Consider the following 15,213-nt stretch of genomic DNA (forward strand, 5'->3'; position numbering starts at 1 on the left):
ATCTGGTAGTCCATACGACAATGCAATTGCCGAAAGAATTAATGGTATACTCAAGACAGAGTTTGGTCTCCATGAAACATTCGGCTCCTTTGAGCAGGCCAAAAAACAAGTAGAATCAGCCATATCCAAATACAATTATCTCCGCCCGCATTTCAGCTGTGGATTGAAGACACCACAGTACAAACATGCCTATGTAGAGCCGCGCACTCCCAAGCAAAATCAGGACTATTTGAACCACTCACAAGTAAATTCAGGAATACCAGTTACAGAATAAAGTAAATTCAGGAATATTAAATTGAGTTACCCTAATCTATCAAGTACTTTCAGTATAAGACACCTGCAACCCTGAGGCTGTTATTCGGGGTTGCCATACCGTTGCGATACCCTTGGTATACCGTTGGGATACCCTTCCTTTACCCAAAGGGTATCGCAACGGTATGGCAACGGTATACCAAGGGTAAAGGAACCCCGCAGAACAGTGACACCTGAGTAACCATAATGCATTGCCATACTCAATGTAATATTTCAGCAAACAAGCTATAAATCTGCGTGTTGTTATTATATTCAACAGATTTACATTAACCCATAACCAATAAGCTAATGAAAACGTATTTACTTTTAATGGGTGCAGCAGCCTTGCTTACCGCCTGTAATTCTTCCCCGAAGAGTACAGACCAGCAAAACGATTCGAGCCAGGTTTCCTCCGCAGCAGGCAATGACCTGAATCTTCCCGCACCTGATACTACAGCATCAAAAAATAATTTCAGTAAAGTAATCGGATGGCCTGAGGGTAAAACCCCTGTTGCGCCTGCAGGTTTCACCGTAACAAAATTCGCGAGTGGAATTAAGAGCCCGAGAAATATCTATGTAGCACCAAATGGAGATATCCTGGTTGTGCTCTCCAATTCTGAGCGTAATACTAAAGAAAAGATCGCAAATGCACTGAGCGGAAAAGATAAAGCAGAAGTAAGTGGTTCAAGCGCAAACACTGTACTGCTCTATCGTGACGCAGATAAAGATGGCAAACCTGAATTACAAACTACATTTCTTTCTGGACTGGACCAGCCTTATGGAGTATTAATTATAGGTAATCATTTCTATGTAGCCAATACTGACGGCTTGTACCGTTACCCTTATCAGACAGGTGATACAAAGATTACCGGAAAAGGCGAGAAAATTGTCAGTCTGCCTGCAGGCGGTTATAACAACCACTGGACACGTAACCTGATTGCAAATGCCGATAATTCCAAAATTTATATCACTGTCGGCTCCGGAAGTAACGTAGGAGAAAATGGAATGGAATATGAAGTAAGGCGTGCAAACATTCTGGAAGTTAATCCTGATGGAACAGGCGAAATAATTTATGCCTACGGTTTGCGGAACCCAGTGGGTGTAGACTGGGCACCGGGAACAAAGACATTATGGACTGCCGTTAATGAACGTGATGGTCTGGGAGATGATCTTGTTCCAGATTACATTACAAGCGTTAAACAAGGTGGCTTTTACGGTTGGCCCTACTCTTATTATGGTCAGCACGAAGATCCGCGTCTAAAAGGTAAAAATTCGGAGTTAGTTAAATCTGCAATCGTTCCGGATCTGGCAGTAGGATCACATACTGCCTCTTTGGGTCTGGCCTTCTACAAAGACAAAAAATTCCCTGAGCATTACCAGGGTGGCGCTTATATCGGCCAGCATGGTTCATGGAACCGCTCCACACTAACAGGCTATAAAGTGGCATATGTACCATTTAAAGATGGAAAACCAGCGGGCAAGCTAGAAGATTTCTTAACCGGATTTATTGCAAATGCAGATAAAAGTGAAGTGTACGGCCGCCCGGTTGGTGTGGCAGTTGCACCGGATGGCGCCTTATTGGTAGCCGATGATGTGAGCAGTACAGTATGGAGGGTCGCTGCCAATAAATAATGAAAATTTTAGCAATAATCCTATGCTGTGCAGGCCTTCAGGCTAACAGCCAGATCAAGTCCGACACAGCCCATATTTTAAACGAAATTACAATCAGACCGTATTTCAGTCCTCAGCCCTTGTTAAGAACAACAGGGGCTGTCGCTGTTATTGAACCCGGACAAGCGGCTCTTCAACCAGTGAAATCTTTTGTTCCGGTGATGAATACAATCGCAGGAGTAAGAATGGAAGAACGCTCTCCTGGGAGTTACCGGCTTTCAATCAGGGGAAGTTTATTACGGTCACCGTTTGGCATCAGAAATATCAAAATTTATGTCGAAGATTTTCCTTTGACAGATGCAGGAGGAAATACCTATCTCAATGCAATGGATATAACCGCTGCGGGTAACATCACTGTACTAAAAGGCCCACAGAGTGGCATTTATGGGGCAAATTCGGGTGGTGTAGTTTTATTGAACCCTTCGGCACTGCTAACCCAGGATAGTCTGCAACTTTCTGCGGCATTAAGCGGCGGCTCTTTTGGCCTTTTTCGCGAAAGTATAGCGATTGGTAAAACGGGTAAAAATTACAGTTTTAACCTGCAGCACAGTTACCAGCGTTCGGATGGTTACCGGGATAACAGTGCCATGAAACGTAATTACACCCAATTATTCCAGCAATGGAACTATTCCTCCAAAGCAAATCTGTCAGCTTTATTATTTTATTCCGATCTCGCTTACCGCACTCCTGGTGGTTTAACTGAGGCACAGTTTGCAGACAACCCTGCTGCTTCCAGACCCGCAGCAGGTAAAATACCGGGCGCATCGGAACAGCGGGCCGGTATTTATAGTAAAACACTATTCGGCGGAATAACCAACCAGTGGGACATTAGCTCAAAATTCCGTCAGGTAACGTCGGTTTTCGCGTCTTACACAGACTTTAAAAACCCGTTTATTACGAATTATGAACAACGTTATGAGTCGACACTCGGGCTAAGAACATATGTAGAATATGTGGAAAACTCCACTAACCTGAACTGGAAGTTCAACTTGGGGTTTGAACATGCAAAAACGCATTCAGACGTCAGAAACTACGATAATAACCAAGGAACTAGAGGCACTATACAGAAACAAGATGAACTAAATGCGGCAGGAACTTTTGGTTTTGCACATATAAATGTGGATATCTTTAAACGGATTCTTATCGAATTTTCGGCCAGCCTGAATGATTACAGGTACCATTATAGCAGCAGTTTTCCAAAGGAGATTGCACAGCGGAAGCAGGTACTGGACTTACAGCTGATGCCCAGAGCCGCTGTATCCTGGCTGATCACACCAGATCTTGTCTGGAATGCCAGTTTGAGCAGAGGTTATTCTCCTCCAAGCTTAGCTGAAATCAGGGCTTCCGATCAGGTAATCAATACCGATCTTCAGCCGGAAAAAGGATGGAATCTAGAAAGTGGCTTTAAATATATCCCGGCAGCTGGATTTTTCCAGTTGTATTTTACTGCATTTAGCTATAGACTCAGCCAGGCGATTGTTAGGCGTCTGAATGAAAATGACACGGAATATTTTATTAATGCAGGTGGCACCCGTCAGAATGGATTAGAGGCCAGTACTTCATTCTTTCTGCTTAAAGACAGAAAAAATGGTCTGATAAGGAAACTTACACTTCGCAATGCAGCAACTTTCAGTCATTTCCGTTTCGCAGGGTATAGTAATACAAACCAGGATTATTCAGGTAAGAAGCTAAGCGGAGTGCCTGCGTTTGGTCTGGTTAGTGGTCTGGAGGGAACTTTGCCACAAGGATTTTCGACTTTCATACAGCATAACTATACAAGTTCAATTCCTTTGAACGATGCGAATACGGCTACAGCTAAAGCCTATCACCTTTTACAAATGGGAATAAATTTCAGAAATACCAGTATCGCAGGATTTCCGCTTGAAATTTTCGCAACTGCCGACAATATCCTTAATGAACGTTATAGCCTTGGAAACGATCTGAATGCAGCAGCAGGGCGTTACTATAACGCCGCGCCCCTGCGGAATTTTTCCGCTGGCGTAAAAGTGAGTTTGTAAAAATAAATGAAGAAGCTGTTCCTGGTCGTTTACACCTTAAACGCAGGAACAGCTTGTTTCAGGAATGGGGTTTTAACTCCATTTTATGAACTACAATCTCTGTACTGTACCGCTTAACACCATGCTTATCTATATAATGCTGCGCGCTTAGTCTGCCTTCTATATATAAATGTGCGCCCTTACGCACGACCTGCTCTACTAACTCGACTTTTCCATTCCAGAAAATAAGACTGAACCACAATGTATGCTCTATCATCTCTCCCAGACTGTTCCGGAAAAATTCGTGTACACCGAGATTAACCCTGGCCATTTTCTTATCTTCTGCGAAATAAACTATTACCGGATCTGCGCCCGCAAAGCCGGTTAGACATACACTATTTTGATTCTGATTCATAATATTGAAAATATTAATTATTAGTTAATTATAAAGATTACATTCAAACTTAATGCGGAATACCCGTATTAATTAATATCCAAACGTTTATAGCCGGTTAAAAAATACCTAGATTTTAATAAAAAACTAACTTTGAATTAACCGAATTCAAATCAGAGAACCATGGAATATTGTATAGATTGTGGAAACAGAATCAGGGGCAGGACCGACAAAAAATTTTGTAATGATCATTGCCGGAGCCACTATCATAATGCCCTTAACAGAGGCCGGAATAATGTATTTAAAGAAGTAAATCACATCCTGAAAAAGAATACGGCTATTCTGGACCAGTTTGTTCAGCAAGGTGTATTCCAGATCGAAAAACAAACGCTTGCCGCCACCGGATTTGACTTTACTTATTTTACGAATTTCATTAACGGCCCTTTAGGAGAACAGTATTATGGTATATATCATTATGCCTACCGCCAGCATCCGGCTGAACAGGTTGAATTGGTTCAGACAGCAGAGATATGGCCGGAAACTTAGTCACATCTATGTTTAAAATATTCAGCGATATAACTTGTAAAACATAATTAGATCGTCAGATTATTTAATTCAGAAGGCTTATCGCTGCGAAATTTCTTTTTTTTAGTATTTTGGGCTAATCAATTGTACTAGAACTAACCAAAAATGAGTTTCTTAACTGCAGAATGGAGAAAGGTGGCTATAGCCAATTTCCCCATCGACAAAAATATCCTGACCCCCTACCTTCCGGCAGGGACCGAACTGGATTTACACAATGACACCTGCTATGTCAGCTTAATCGGTTTTTTATTTAAAAACACGCGGCTGTTAGGCTTTAGTGTACCATTTCATGCCAGTTTTGAACAGGCAAATCTCCGGTTTTATGTCAAAAGAAAGGACGGAGATCAGATTAAAAGCGGCGTCGTTTTTATTAAAGAGATTGTTCCGCGTTTCGCACTTTCTGTAGTTGCAAATACCATTTATAATGAGAATTATGTTTCGATGCCTATGAACCATCGTTGGGCAGAACAGGACGAAGAAAGAGAAGTTGAGTACAGATGGAGAGTCAAGAAAGAATGGCAATCTTTCAGTATCAGGGCAAATAAAGCATTATCAGAAATTCAGGCCGATACAGAAGCTGCTTTTATTACACAGCATTATTGGTGTTATGCACGCTATTCTGATACCAAAACAAATGAATATGAAGTCCGTCACCCAAAATGGGCACAATATAAAGTTAAAGACTTCAGTATTAATGTAGATTTCGGCATCAGCTTCGGCAAAGAATTTGCCTTCCTGAATGGAAAAGAACCGGTTTCAGTGTATCTGGCTGAAGGTTCTGATATCTCTGTAGAAAGAAAAAATATAATTGAAGTATAATAAGCCATGATCTCCACTGCAAATCCTGTACTTCCACATTGGGAACAACTTAAAAACTACTGTAAGGCAATGGCAGTGCTTGACGCCATTCTTTCACCGGAATGGCAATACCGTTATTATTCTTACAACAGCGATTGGTCCGAAGACGAAGAGTTTTTTGAAATGCGTAATGGAGAAGGTGCCCAGCTCCTTATGTTATTTCTTAAGGATGGCGCAGTGATCAATGGGTTCAGCGTTGAGGAAGATGCTGCAGATAAAGATCTTCTTCTTCCACTCCTGCCTGAACAATTTCACGAATTTATCTACGGAGAGCCGGTGCAATCTGCCGGCACATCATTCTGTCTCTGGCAGTCTAATGGTGAAGAAAGCTGGCAGACTCCTCAGCCTGCAGCCGCTCTGAAAATATCCACAGAACTATTGTCTCCTTTCGACGGGGCTCCGCTTACCTATAAACAATGGGCAGATAGCTATTTCGAAAGTAACGGTCTTCCGGCAGGTATTCCTCTGGAAGCTGTTAAACAGATATTCGCCCATCAAAGACTAGATAAAGATATGGTTCTGGCCATCTCACCGAACTTTACTGACTGGGAACAACTGAAAGAAGATCTGGAAGAAATTTCATACAATTATCATTTATAAACTAAATAGTTTCAGCATCATAGAAATATCCTACTTTTGCAAAAAAATTCGTGGATATGAAATTACTGAAACTGATTACCAACACCAAGGCGAGTCTGATTACTTTATGCCTGGGCGGTATCAGCCTGGGAATGACTGAGTTTATGATGATGGGTGTTTTACCCGATGTTGCCAGATCCCTTAAAATCAGTATACCGGAAGCGGGTAACCTGATTACCGTTTATGCGCTTGGCGTAATTATAGGAGCACCCGTAATGGTAGGTATCCTCGGTAAGTATCCACCAAAGAAAGTCTTAATGGCGTTAATGCTAATCGTAGCCCTCGGAAATATCCTTTTCAGTATTGCTCCAACTTATGAATTATTAATCGTAGCACGCCTCCTGGTTGGCTTACCACATGGTGCATTCTTCGGAATTGGTGCGGTTGTAGCAGCCCGCCTCGCCGATCCGGGTAGTGAAGCCAAATCTGTGTCTGTCATGTTCGCAGGACTAACGATCGCCAATATTTTTGGAGTTCCACTAGGTACTTTTATTGGACATAACCTAGACTGGAGAATTTCTTTTATGGTTATTTCTGCAATTGCCATTATCACTGTGCTCAGCATTAAACGCTGGTTACCAGCCTTACCATCACAATCAGATGTGAAGTTCTCAGACAGTCTTAAAGTTTTTAAGAAAGCAGAATTGTGGATCATTATTGCAATTTCAGCTATCGGAACAGGAGGTTTATTTGCATGGATCAGTTATATCGCGCCATTGATGACAGAGGTTGCGCATTTCAGCGGAAATATGATCACCCCGATTATGATTATCGCCGGACTGGGTATGGCAGTCGGAAACTTTATTGGCGGAAGACTTGCAGACAAATTCTCACCCTTAAAAACTACAGCTTTCCTATTACTTGCCATGGTTTTCACATTAGTTCTCGTAGCGGAACTAAGCCAGTTTAAAGCAATGGCTTTACTGCTTACTTTTATTACCGGCGCTTTGGCATTTGCAGTGATAGCGCCAATGCAAATGCTTATGATCGGAGCAGCGAAAGGTGCAGAAATGCTGGCTTCTTCAGCTATGCAGGCAAGCGCGAATACTGGAAATGCTCTGGGTGCATTTCTTGGCGGAATTCCTATCGCAGCCGGATACGGTTATACTTCCCCGGAGTATGTCGGCTCATTAATGGCTTTAAGTGGTTTCGCTTTATGCATCTGGCTTTCATTCCGCTTTGCCGGGAAAGCCAAAATGCAGACTGCACAGGCTAGCGTATAAACGCTGCTTTTTCCGGAGCCTCCGGTTTGCCCCTTTTAAGATACATGATAGTCAATCCACACAGAATAAAAGGTATGCTTAAAATTTGCCCCATGTTCAAGAGCATGCCAGCTTCGAAGGCACTTTGATCTTCTTTTATAAACTCAATACCCATCCGGAAACAGAAAATCAAAAAGATCACCAAACCAAAGGTATAACCCGAGGCTTTTGGATACCTTTTCATCACCTGATACACAAAAATAAAGATCAATAGGTAAGCAACAGCTTCATAGAGTTGCGCCGGATGACGTGGAATCTTATCCACCTGCAGAAAAACAAAACCCCAGCTTTCTCCAGTCGGTTTTCCAATAATTTCAGAGTTCATCAGATTTCCCAATCTAATGAACATACCCGCCAGGGGTACTACAAGTGCAATCTGATCTAGCAGAAACCAAAGGTTGAGCTTAAACTTCCTGCTAAACAAATATAGACTGAACATAATTCCCAGCCCTCCACCATGACTGGCAAGCCCCTGAAAACCAGTTATTTTAAACTCTGGTGTAAAAGTAAACGGAAGGATAATCTCCAGCGGATGTTTAGCATAATATGCAAAATCATAGAAAAGGCAATGCCCGAGCCGCGCCCCAATTAATGTACCCAATACAACATAGATAGTTAGCGAGTCCATCAGCTCAACGGGCAGATGGTGTTTGACGAACTGTTTCTTCACAACTATGTAACTCGCTACAAACGCAAGCAGGAAACAAAGCGAATAGTATCTTAAAGCAAAAAAACCAAGGTCTATCAATGAATCTCCGGGGTTCCAGATGATGGTATCTATCAGCATATCCTGTATTTATAATGGGTAGATGCAAATATAGTGCATCTGCTGACATTTGCAACGGCGTCCATCTTATTCCTTTTGCGTAAAAAATCATACCTTAGCAGATAGTTTTTATACTGGTTTCTGTAAGCTATGCACAAGCGATTTATACTGTTTCTATTCTCTGGTTTACTCCTTACGGGCTTGCTTTTTTCAACAGTAACAGTCCAAGCCCAGCAAACTGTAGCTATATCAGATCAGGTGGATCAACATATTTTCAATCACGCTGAAATAGAATGTCTGCAGGATCCTCAGAATAAACTCACTTTTGAACAAGTTAGCAGTGATGCCTTCAGGAATCGTTTCGTTCCAAGCAAAACTTCCACTCCGCAGACACTGAACAATAAATCCACTTACTGGTACCGAATCCGTATTAAACATAAGTCCACAGCAGAAAAGAGATTTATGCTGGAGTTTTTTGACCAAACTATTGACCATGTTACTGCTTATCTCCCTCAAAAAGACGGGAGCTATACCATACATACACTCGGAGATGCCTACCCATTTCGGCAGCGCGAACTGCATCATAAGAACTTTGCCCTTTATATTGACCACGAGAATGACCTGACTCAGGATTATTACTTTCGTTTTAAGTCGGCACAGATTGCAGATGTAATTATTGTACTGCGCAGCGTCGACTGGTTCATCTCCTATGCACTGGATGAATACTTCTATTTTGGGGTTTTCTACGGCATGATTTTAGTTTTCAGTTTTTACAATCTGGTCATGTTCATTGCCATACGTCAGCGGCAATACCTTTATTATGTACTCTATAATCTGAGCGTCGGACTGTTTGAGATGAGTTCCGACGGAATCGCTTATCAGTATTTATGGGGAAATTCTCCGGTATGGAACCAGAATGCTTATGCTTTTGCCCTATATTCGACAAGTATATTTGCCTTACTATTTACAAGGGAGCTCTTATTTGTCAGGGCGAAGGCGCCGAACCTGAATAAACTAATCGTCTGGATCATCGGGATCCGTACTGCGCTGTTTATCTATGCCATGTTTATAGACCAGGATCTGCTAACCTATAAATTCATAGAGTTCATTCCGCTTTCTGTCGCCTTTTATACCGGAATTCATATTATGCTCAAAGGTTACAAACCTGCGCGCTTCTTTGTATTAGGCTATAGCTTTCTCTTCATGGGATTTATCCTGAAGTTTTTTATTATGCTGGGCTATTCATGGCTGAACTTCGGTGTGGTCGCCTATTATAGTCTCAGTATCTGTTTTATTCTGGAAATGGTATTCCTATCATTCGCTATCGGTGACAAGGTCCGGATTCTCAAGGCCAAAAAGGAAAATGCACAGCGTCAGATGATTCGTCAGATGGCTGAACACGGCAAACTCAAAGATCAGTTGAACCATCAGCTAGAAGCTAAAGTCGAAGAACGAACGAAGGAAGTATTCCACAAATCCCTGATCATTGAAGCGAAAAACTCTGAACTGCAGGAAGCAAATGACCGTCTGCAACAACAGGCAGAAGAGATTATCCGGATGAATGTCTTACTTGAGCAAGACAACCAGGAGCTGCAGACGAATGTAGAAAAGGTAACCCGAGACCGGGTGATGTCTGCAGATGTTGATTTTGAAGAGTTCAGCCGGATTTACCCAGATAAGGACAGTTGTTTTCTCTTCCTTTCCGAACTAAAATGGAATGACGGCTATACCTGCAGAAAATGTAAAAGCAATCATTTTTATCCAGGGCATATTCCTTATAGCCGTCGTTGCAGTAAATGTGGCTATGAAGAATCGGTTACGACAAATACCGTCTTCCAGAATACACGTATCCCTATAAACAAAGCCTTTTACATGATCTTTCTGATCTATACTACTAAAGGTAAAATATCCTCGCATAAGCTGGCAGAGATTCTGAATATCCGTCAAAGTACCTGCTGGACCTACGGTTCTAAAATAAAACTACTCATGGAGGAGCGCAAAGCGATTCTTAAAAAGGCCAATAAAAATGGCTGGAGCAAGCTCGTTTTAGAATAAACCAGCGTTATCCCGCCCCTGTTTTTCACCATTTTCAATCAATTAGAGCCAAAATTCCTTTCAGAACGGAGGTCTACAGGGATTTATATGCATTTTTTTTTAACGGTATGGAACCGTATCATTCCAGCAGCCGTTCTCACTTTCAGAATTAGTCTAAGCGCTGTAAATCAGCGATAAACTCCAAAACACCTTACGGTATCGAAGCGTATCATTTACAGTGTATATACTTATATATCAGTGACTTATATCACTTTTATTTCATCAAACACTTGAATTAACCTAATATTGATCTTAACTTTATGCACCAAATAATTTTTAAACAAAGAACGATTATGAGAAGAAAAATTACTCTAATTATTACTTGTCTTTTATTCAGCATCACTGTAGCAATGGCTCAGGATGTTCAGATTAAAGGCCAGGTGAAAGATCAGCAGGGACTTCCGCTACCTGGAGTTTCTGTAAAAGTCAAAGGCGGCAGTCAGGGTGTGGTGACTGATGCAAACGGCGCTTATACCTTAACCGCTCCTGCAGCTTCTACCTTAACATTCACATCCATTGGGTACACTGCTATTGAACAGCCTGTAAATAACAGAACAACGATCAGCGTTAACCTGAGTGACGACAATCAGCAACTCAATGAAATTATCGTTGTCGGTTATGGAACACAGACTAAAAAAGATTTAACAACTGCTGTAGTTTCGATCTCTTCAAAAGATATCGAAAACCAGCCGATCACCAATCCAATGCAGGCTTTACAGGGTAAAGCTGCCGGTGTTCAGGTAACTTCTCAGTCTGGTAAACCAGGGGCAGGAATTACAGTAAGTATTCGTGGTAATACTTCCATCACGGCATCTAATAGTCCGCTGTATGTAATTGACGGAGTCACTTCCAGAGACGCAAGCTTTATCAATCCAAACGACATCGAGTCCATGACCATCTTGAAAGATGCATCGGCTGCTGCCATTTATGGTTCCAGCGGTGCAAATGGTGTCGTGCTGATTACAACGAAAAAAGGAAAACAAGGCAAATTAAGAGTAGGTTTCAATGCCTTTACCGGTTTTTCTAATTTCTGGAAAAGTTATGATGTATTAAACCGTGATCAGTACATCAATTTGATGAATGAGTTAGGTTATGAGTATGGCAATGCAAATACGGACTGGCAAAAAGAAACTTTCGGTACCGGCACTCAAAACAGCTATCAGGTTTCCCTGGCAGGTGGTGTTAAAGGTGGCGAATACTATTTTTCTTCTGGCTATCAACAGGATAAAGGTGTGGTTGCACCGGCCAAACTGGATCGCTATACCATGAACTTTTCAGGCACTCAGAAACTAACCAGCTGGTTTAAATTAATAGGTAACGCTGCACTTACCTTCAATAAATCTGTAGATGTCCCGGATAATGCTGGGATAGCCAGAGGTGGTGTAATTTTAGGTGCATTAACAGCTCCGCCAACAATCGGTATTTATGAGCCGAATGGCAGCTATACACCGGTACCAGGTGGATATGAGCATCCTATAGGAAGTGCTTTCGGCTCCAGAAATCAAAACAGAGAGTTCAGATTTATCGGTGCTTTCGGTGGAGAAGTCAATATTACGAAAGATCTGTCTTTCAAATCGACTATCAGCACTAATCTCAAACAAGCATTCTATAACTATTACCTGGACCCGTATAAAACTGTTTACGGCCGTACAGAGCGTGGTATTTATAACAATAACCGTACTAAGGACAATGTATGGCTAAATGAAAATATTCTGAACTACAATAAAACTGTAGGTAAAAATGTCTTTGGCGCAATAGCTGGTTATACGATCCAGTCGTCTGATTACAACTACGACAACTATTCAGAATCAAGATTTATCGACACGCAGGGCAATAATATTGCACCTTCAGTAGCATTGACCGTCCCACAACGTTCGCAATGGTCAAAACGCTCTTACCTCGGTCGATTCACTTATGCTTATGACAGTAAATATCTCTTCAGTTCTAATTTCCGTGCAGACGGCTCTTCCCGTTTTGCCAAAGACCAGCGTTTTGGTTATTTCCCTTCCTTCTCTGCTGGATGGAGAATTTCCGGAGAGAACTTCCTGAAAGACAGCGAAACTATCAACGACCTGAAAATCCGTGGTAGCTGGGGTAAAGTTGGTAATGATGAAGGTATCGGAGATTATGCTTACATGAAACTTTATCAGATCACTGCACAAAATTCATACACGCTTTCTCAGCCTGCTAATGAATATCTGACCTGGGAAAAAACAACACAAACCAATATTGGTCTGGATTTAACAATGTTTAATAACCGTGTGACATTTACTGCAGACGCTTATATCAAAAAAACAAATGACCTGTTAATTAATGTGCAGCTTCCGCCGTCTACGGCTTTGGGTACGCAAGCGCAGAATGTTGGCTCAATGGAGAACAAAGGTTTGGAGTTCGCTTTATCAACAAAGAACTTTCAACGCCCTAACTTTACCTGGTCTACTGATCTGAATATTTCCTTTAATAGAAACAAAGTTACCAGCCTTGGTGAAACGACGAAATCATTAAATTTCGGTGGTTTATATGAACGTGACGCTGCTGTACGCGTAGAGACTGGCCGTCCATTGGGTAGTTTCTACGGTTACGTATTCGAAGGTGTTAACCCTAACAATGGTAATGCAGTTTATACCGACCTGAATAACGACGGTAAAATCGATGCCAATGACCGGACGTTCCTGGGTTCTGCACAAGCTAAATTCAACTATGGTGTTAATAATAACCTGACTTTAGGTAACTGGGGATTGTCTGTTTTCTTCCAGGGTGTACAGGGAAACAAGATATTCAACGCATCCCGTATTGAAACAGAAGGTATGTATGATGCAAAAAATCAAAGTGCGGTTGTATTGAACAGGTGGACTACACCCGGCCAGATTACAGATGTGCCACGTGCATTGAAACAGTCTTCTCAGAATTCATTGACTTCCAGCAGATTTGTTGAGAATGGCTCTTACCTGCGTCTGAAAACTGCGACGTTTTCTTACAACTTCGGCGCAACCACACTGGGTAAATGGAAAATGGACAAGCTGATGGTATTCGCTACTGGTTATAATATACTGACTTTCACTAAATATACAGGTCTGGATCCTGAGGTTAACCGTTATGGTGCGAATGGTCCTGACATGGGTGTGGATTACGGTACTTATCCGCAGGCTAGAAGTTTTCTGTTTGGTATTAATGTTGGATTTTAATTTTTGTTAAAGATGAGATATAGAATATATACGCTGATCGCAGCCGGGGCTTTTGTCCTTTCAGTTCAATCTGGCTGTAAAAAAGATTTTCTGGATAAAACTCCTTTTAACCAGGTTACAGGTGACAAAGCATTTGTTGATGCTGCTGGTGCCGAGAAATTACTACGCGGTGTTTATGACGGCATGTATAATGATTACCATATCTGGGATTTCATGACCAATGGTGACGTGATTTCAGATAATGCTTATGCCGGTGGAGACAACCAGGCTAACATCCAACTAGACCTGTTCACAGCCAATTCTACCAATGGTAATGTTGGCCGTGACTGGGGCGCATTATATAGCGACATCAAAAACTGTAATGAGGTACTTGAAAATGTTCCCAATATTCAGGATCCCGCTTTGGATGCAAATGGAAGGAGAGATCAGATTCTGGGTGAAGCTCACGGAATCCGCGCTTATATGTATTTTAACTTAGTACGCTTGTTCGGCGCTGCTCCATTAATACTAAAAACACCAAGTAACAGTACAGAGATGCAGGCTCCAAGAGCAACGGTAGATGATATTTATAAACAAATCATTTCCGATCTTGAATTTGCACTGGCACATACGAGCACAACTGCAGTGAATAAAGGCATATTCACGAAAAATGTAGCCAATGCCTTGCTTGCAAAAGTTTATGCAACTATGGAGACCAAAGATTGGGCAAAGGTCAATCAATACGCCGACGCGACTATCGCTGGCGGATACAGCCTGTTCCCTTCCTTTGATGGCCTGTTTCTGGAAGCAAATAAAAACAATTCCGAATCTATCTGGGAAATGCAGTATGATGGTTACGGTGGCCAGCACGGCAACTGGATGCCAGGCGTTATTATGGGTAGCGGATGGAAAAGATTTAATACCCCGTCAAATGACCTGGTTAGGGCTTATGACAATGAGAAAGACGAGATTCGCAAAAAATCAAGTCTTGTTTTCAGGAATGTAGCTACAGAAGGCTGGTCGGATGATTACTGGACTAAAGCAAACTATCCTTTTATCAATAAGTATCGTGCAGATGATAAAAGCAATAGCTATATGATCCGTCTGGCTGACATCATGCTGCTAAAAGCTGAAGCTGTTAATGAACTGAGCGGCGGCGGCTGGGCACAAGCAAAAACGCTGGTCGACCAGATCAGAAAAAGAGTAAACCTTGCCGGAACTTCGGCCGGTAATCAGGCTGAAATGCGTTTGGCTATTGAAAAAGAACGCAGGCTTGAACTGGCTTTTGAAGGTCACCGCTGGTTTGACCTGCTGAGAACAGGCCGTGCAATTGAAGTAATGAATGCGCAGACAGATGGAGCAGGAAAAAACCTGAACTATAATGTGACCGCAGCTAAACTTCTGTTCCCGACACCTCAAACAGAGATTGACCGGAATCCGAATCTCAAATAATGCAATTTAATAAACCAGGAGCCCGGTTAGCTCCTGGTAT

12 protein-coding genes are annotated in these 15,213 nt (G+C 42.0%); 10 read left to right on the forward strand and 2 right to left on the reverse strand.

The genetic code is table 11. The features are described 5' to 3' along the window. From BM192_RS15195 to BM192_RS15205, 3 genes are all read left to right on the forward strand, one after another. Window positions 1-274 (forward strand): integrase core domain-containing protein (locus BM192_RS15195; protein WP_139218405.1); only part of this gene is annotated, 274 nt, incomplete at its 5' end. Window positions 275-600: 326 nt separating this feature from the next. Further along, on the forward strand, window positions 601-1,923 hold the full coding sequence (locus tag BM192_RS15200; RefSeq protein ID WP_037445254.1) for a PQQ-dependent sugar dehydrogenase: 1,323 nt from the start codon (window positions 601-603) through the stop codon (window positions 1,921-1,923). Continuing rightward, window positions 1,923-3,980: a TonB-dependent receptor gene (locus tag BM192_RS15205; RefSeq protein WP_037445253.1), complete on the forward strand. Its 2,058-nt coding sequence runs from the start codon at window positions 1,923-1,925 to the stop codon at window positions 3,978-3,980. The genes BM192_RS15200 and BM192_RS15205 overlap by 1 nt, the downstream gene beginning before the upstream one ends. 58 nt (window positions 3,981-4,038) lie before the next feature. On the opposite strand, the gene BM192_RS15210 is transcribed toward BM192_RS15205, so the two are convergent. Next, on the reverse strand, window positions 4,039-4,374 hold the full coding sequence (locus BM192_RS15210; RefSeq protein ID WP_037445250.1) for a single-stranded DNA-binding protein: 336 nt from the start codon (window positions 4,372-4,374) through the stop codon (window positions 4,039-4,041). A gap of 162 nt (window positions 4,375-4,536) precedes the next feature. On the opposite strand from BM192_RS15210, the gene BM192_RS15215 reads away from it, so the two are divergent. The 4 genes from BM192_RS15215 to BM192_RS15230 all read left to right on the forward strand — a co-directional run bounded on the left by BM192_RS15215 (window position 4,537) and on the right by BM192_RS15230 (window position 7,658). Continuing rightward, window positions 4,537-4,899 carry a hypothetical protein gene (locus tag BM192_RS15215; RefSeq protein ID WP_037445249.1) on the forward strand — a complete coding sequence of 121 codons (363 nt, stop codon included), beginning with the start codon at window positions 4,537-4,539 and terminating at the stop codon, window positions 4,897-4,899. A gap of 144 nt (window positions 4,900-5,043) precedes the next feature. Beyond that, window positions 5,044-5,757, forward strand: coding sequence for a YqjF family protein (locus tag BM192_RS15220; protein WP_037445247.1), 714 nt, complete (start codon window positions 5,044-5,046; stop codon window positions 5,755-5,757). Window positions 5,758-5,763: 6 nt separating this feature from the next. Continuing rightward, window positions 5,764-6,396 (forward strand): hypothetical protein, encoded by a 633-nt coding sequence (locus BM192_RS15225; RefSeq protein ID WP_037445244.1) that lies wholly within the window; start codon window positions 5,764-5,766, stop codon window positions 6,394-6,396. Window positions 6,397-6,452: 56 nt separating this feature from the next. Beyond that, window positions 6,453-7,658: an MFS transporter gene (locus BM192_RS15230; RefSeq protein WP_037445241.1), complete on the forward strand. Its 1,206-nt coding sequence runs from the start codon at window positions 6,453-6,455 to the stop codon at window positions 7,656-7,658. Here the strand turns inward: BM192_RS15230 and lgt are convergent. Further along, entirely contained in the window at window positions 7,648-8,484 is an 837-nt protein-coding gene (lgt, locus tag BM192_RS15235; RefSeq protein ID WP_037445238.1) for a prolipoprotein diacylglyceryl transferase, read from the reverse strand. The genes BM192_RS15230 and lgt overlap by 11 nt on opposite strands. Window positions 8,485-8,613: 129 nt before the next feature. Here lgt and BM192_RS15240 point away from each other — a divergent pair, with 129 nt between their 5' ends. From BM192_RS15240 to BM192_RS15250, 3 genes are all read left to right on the forward strand, one after another. Next, window positions 8,614-10,518, forward strand: coding sequence for a 7TM diverse intracellular signaling domain-containing protein (locus tag BM192_RS15240; RefSeq protein ID WP_037445236.1), 1,905 nt, complete (start codon window positions 8,614-8,616; stop codon window positions 10,516-10,518). 332 nt (window positions 10,519-10,850) lie between these two features. Then, window positions 10,851-13,742 (forward strand): SusC/RagA family TonB-linked outer membrane protein, encoded by a 2,892-nt coding sequence (locus tag BM192_RS15245; RefSeq protein WP_037445233.1) that lies wholly within the window; start codon window positions 10,851-10,853, stop codon window positions 13,740-13,742. 12 nt (window positions 13,743-13,754) lie between these two features. Next, window positions 13,755-15,173 carry a RagB/SusD family nutrient uptake outer membrane protein gene (locus BM192_RS15250; RefSeq protein ID WP_037445231.1) on the forward strand — a complete coding sequence of 473 codons (1,419 nt, stop codon included), beginning with the start codon at window positions 13,755-13,757 and terminating at the stop codon, window positions 15,171-15,173. Window positions 15,174-15,213: the final 40 nt, after the last annotated feature.

It is taken from the genome of Pedobacter antarcticus, from assembly GCF_900112985.1.
Classification (GTDB): domain Bacteria; phylum Bacteroidota; class Bacteroidia; order Sphingobacteriales; family Sphingobacteriaceae; genus Pedobacter; species Pedobacter antarcticus.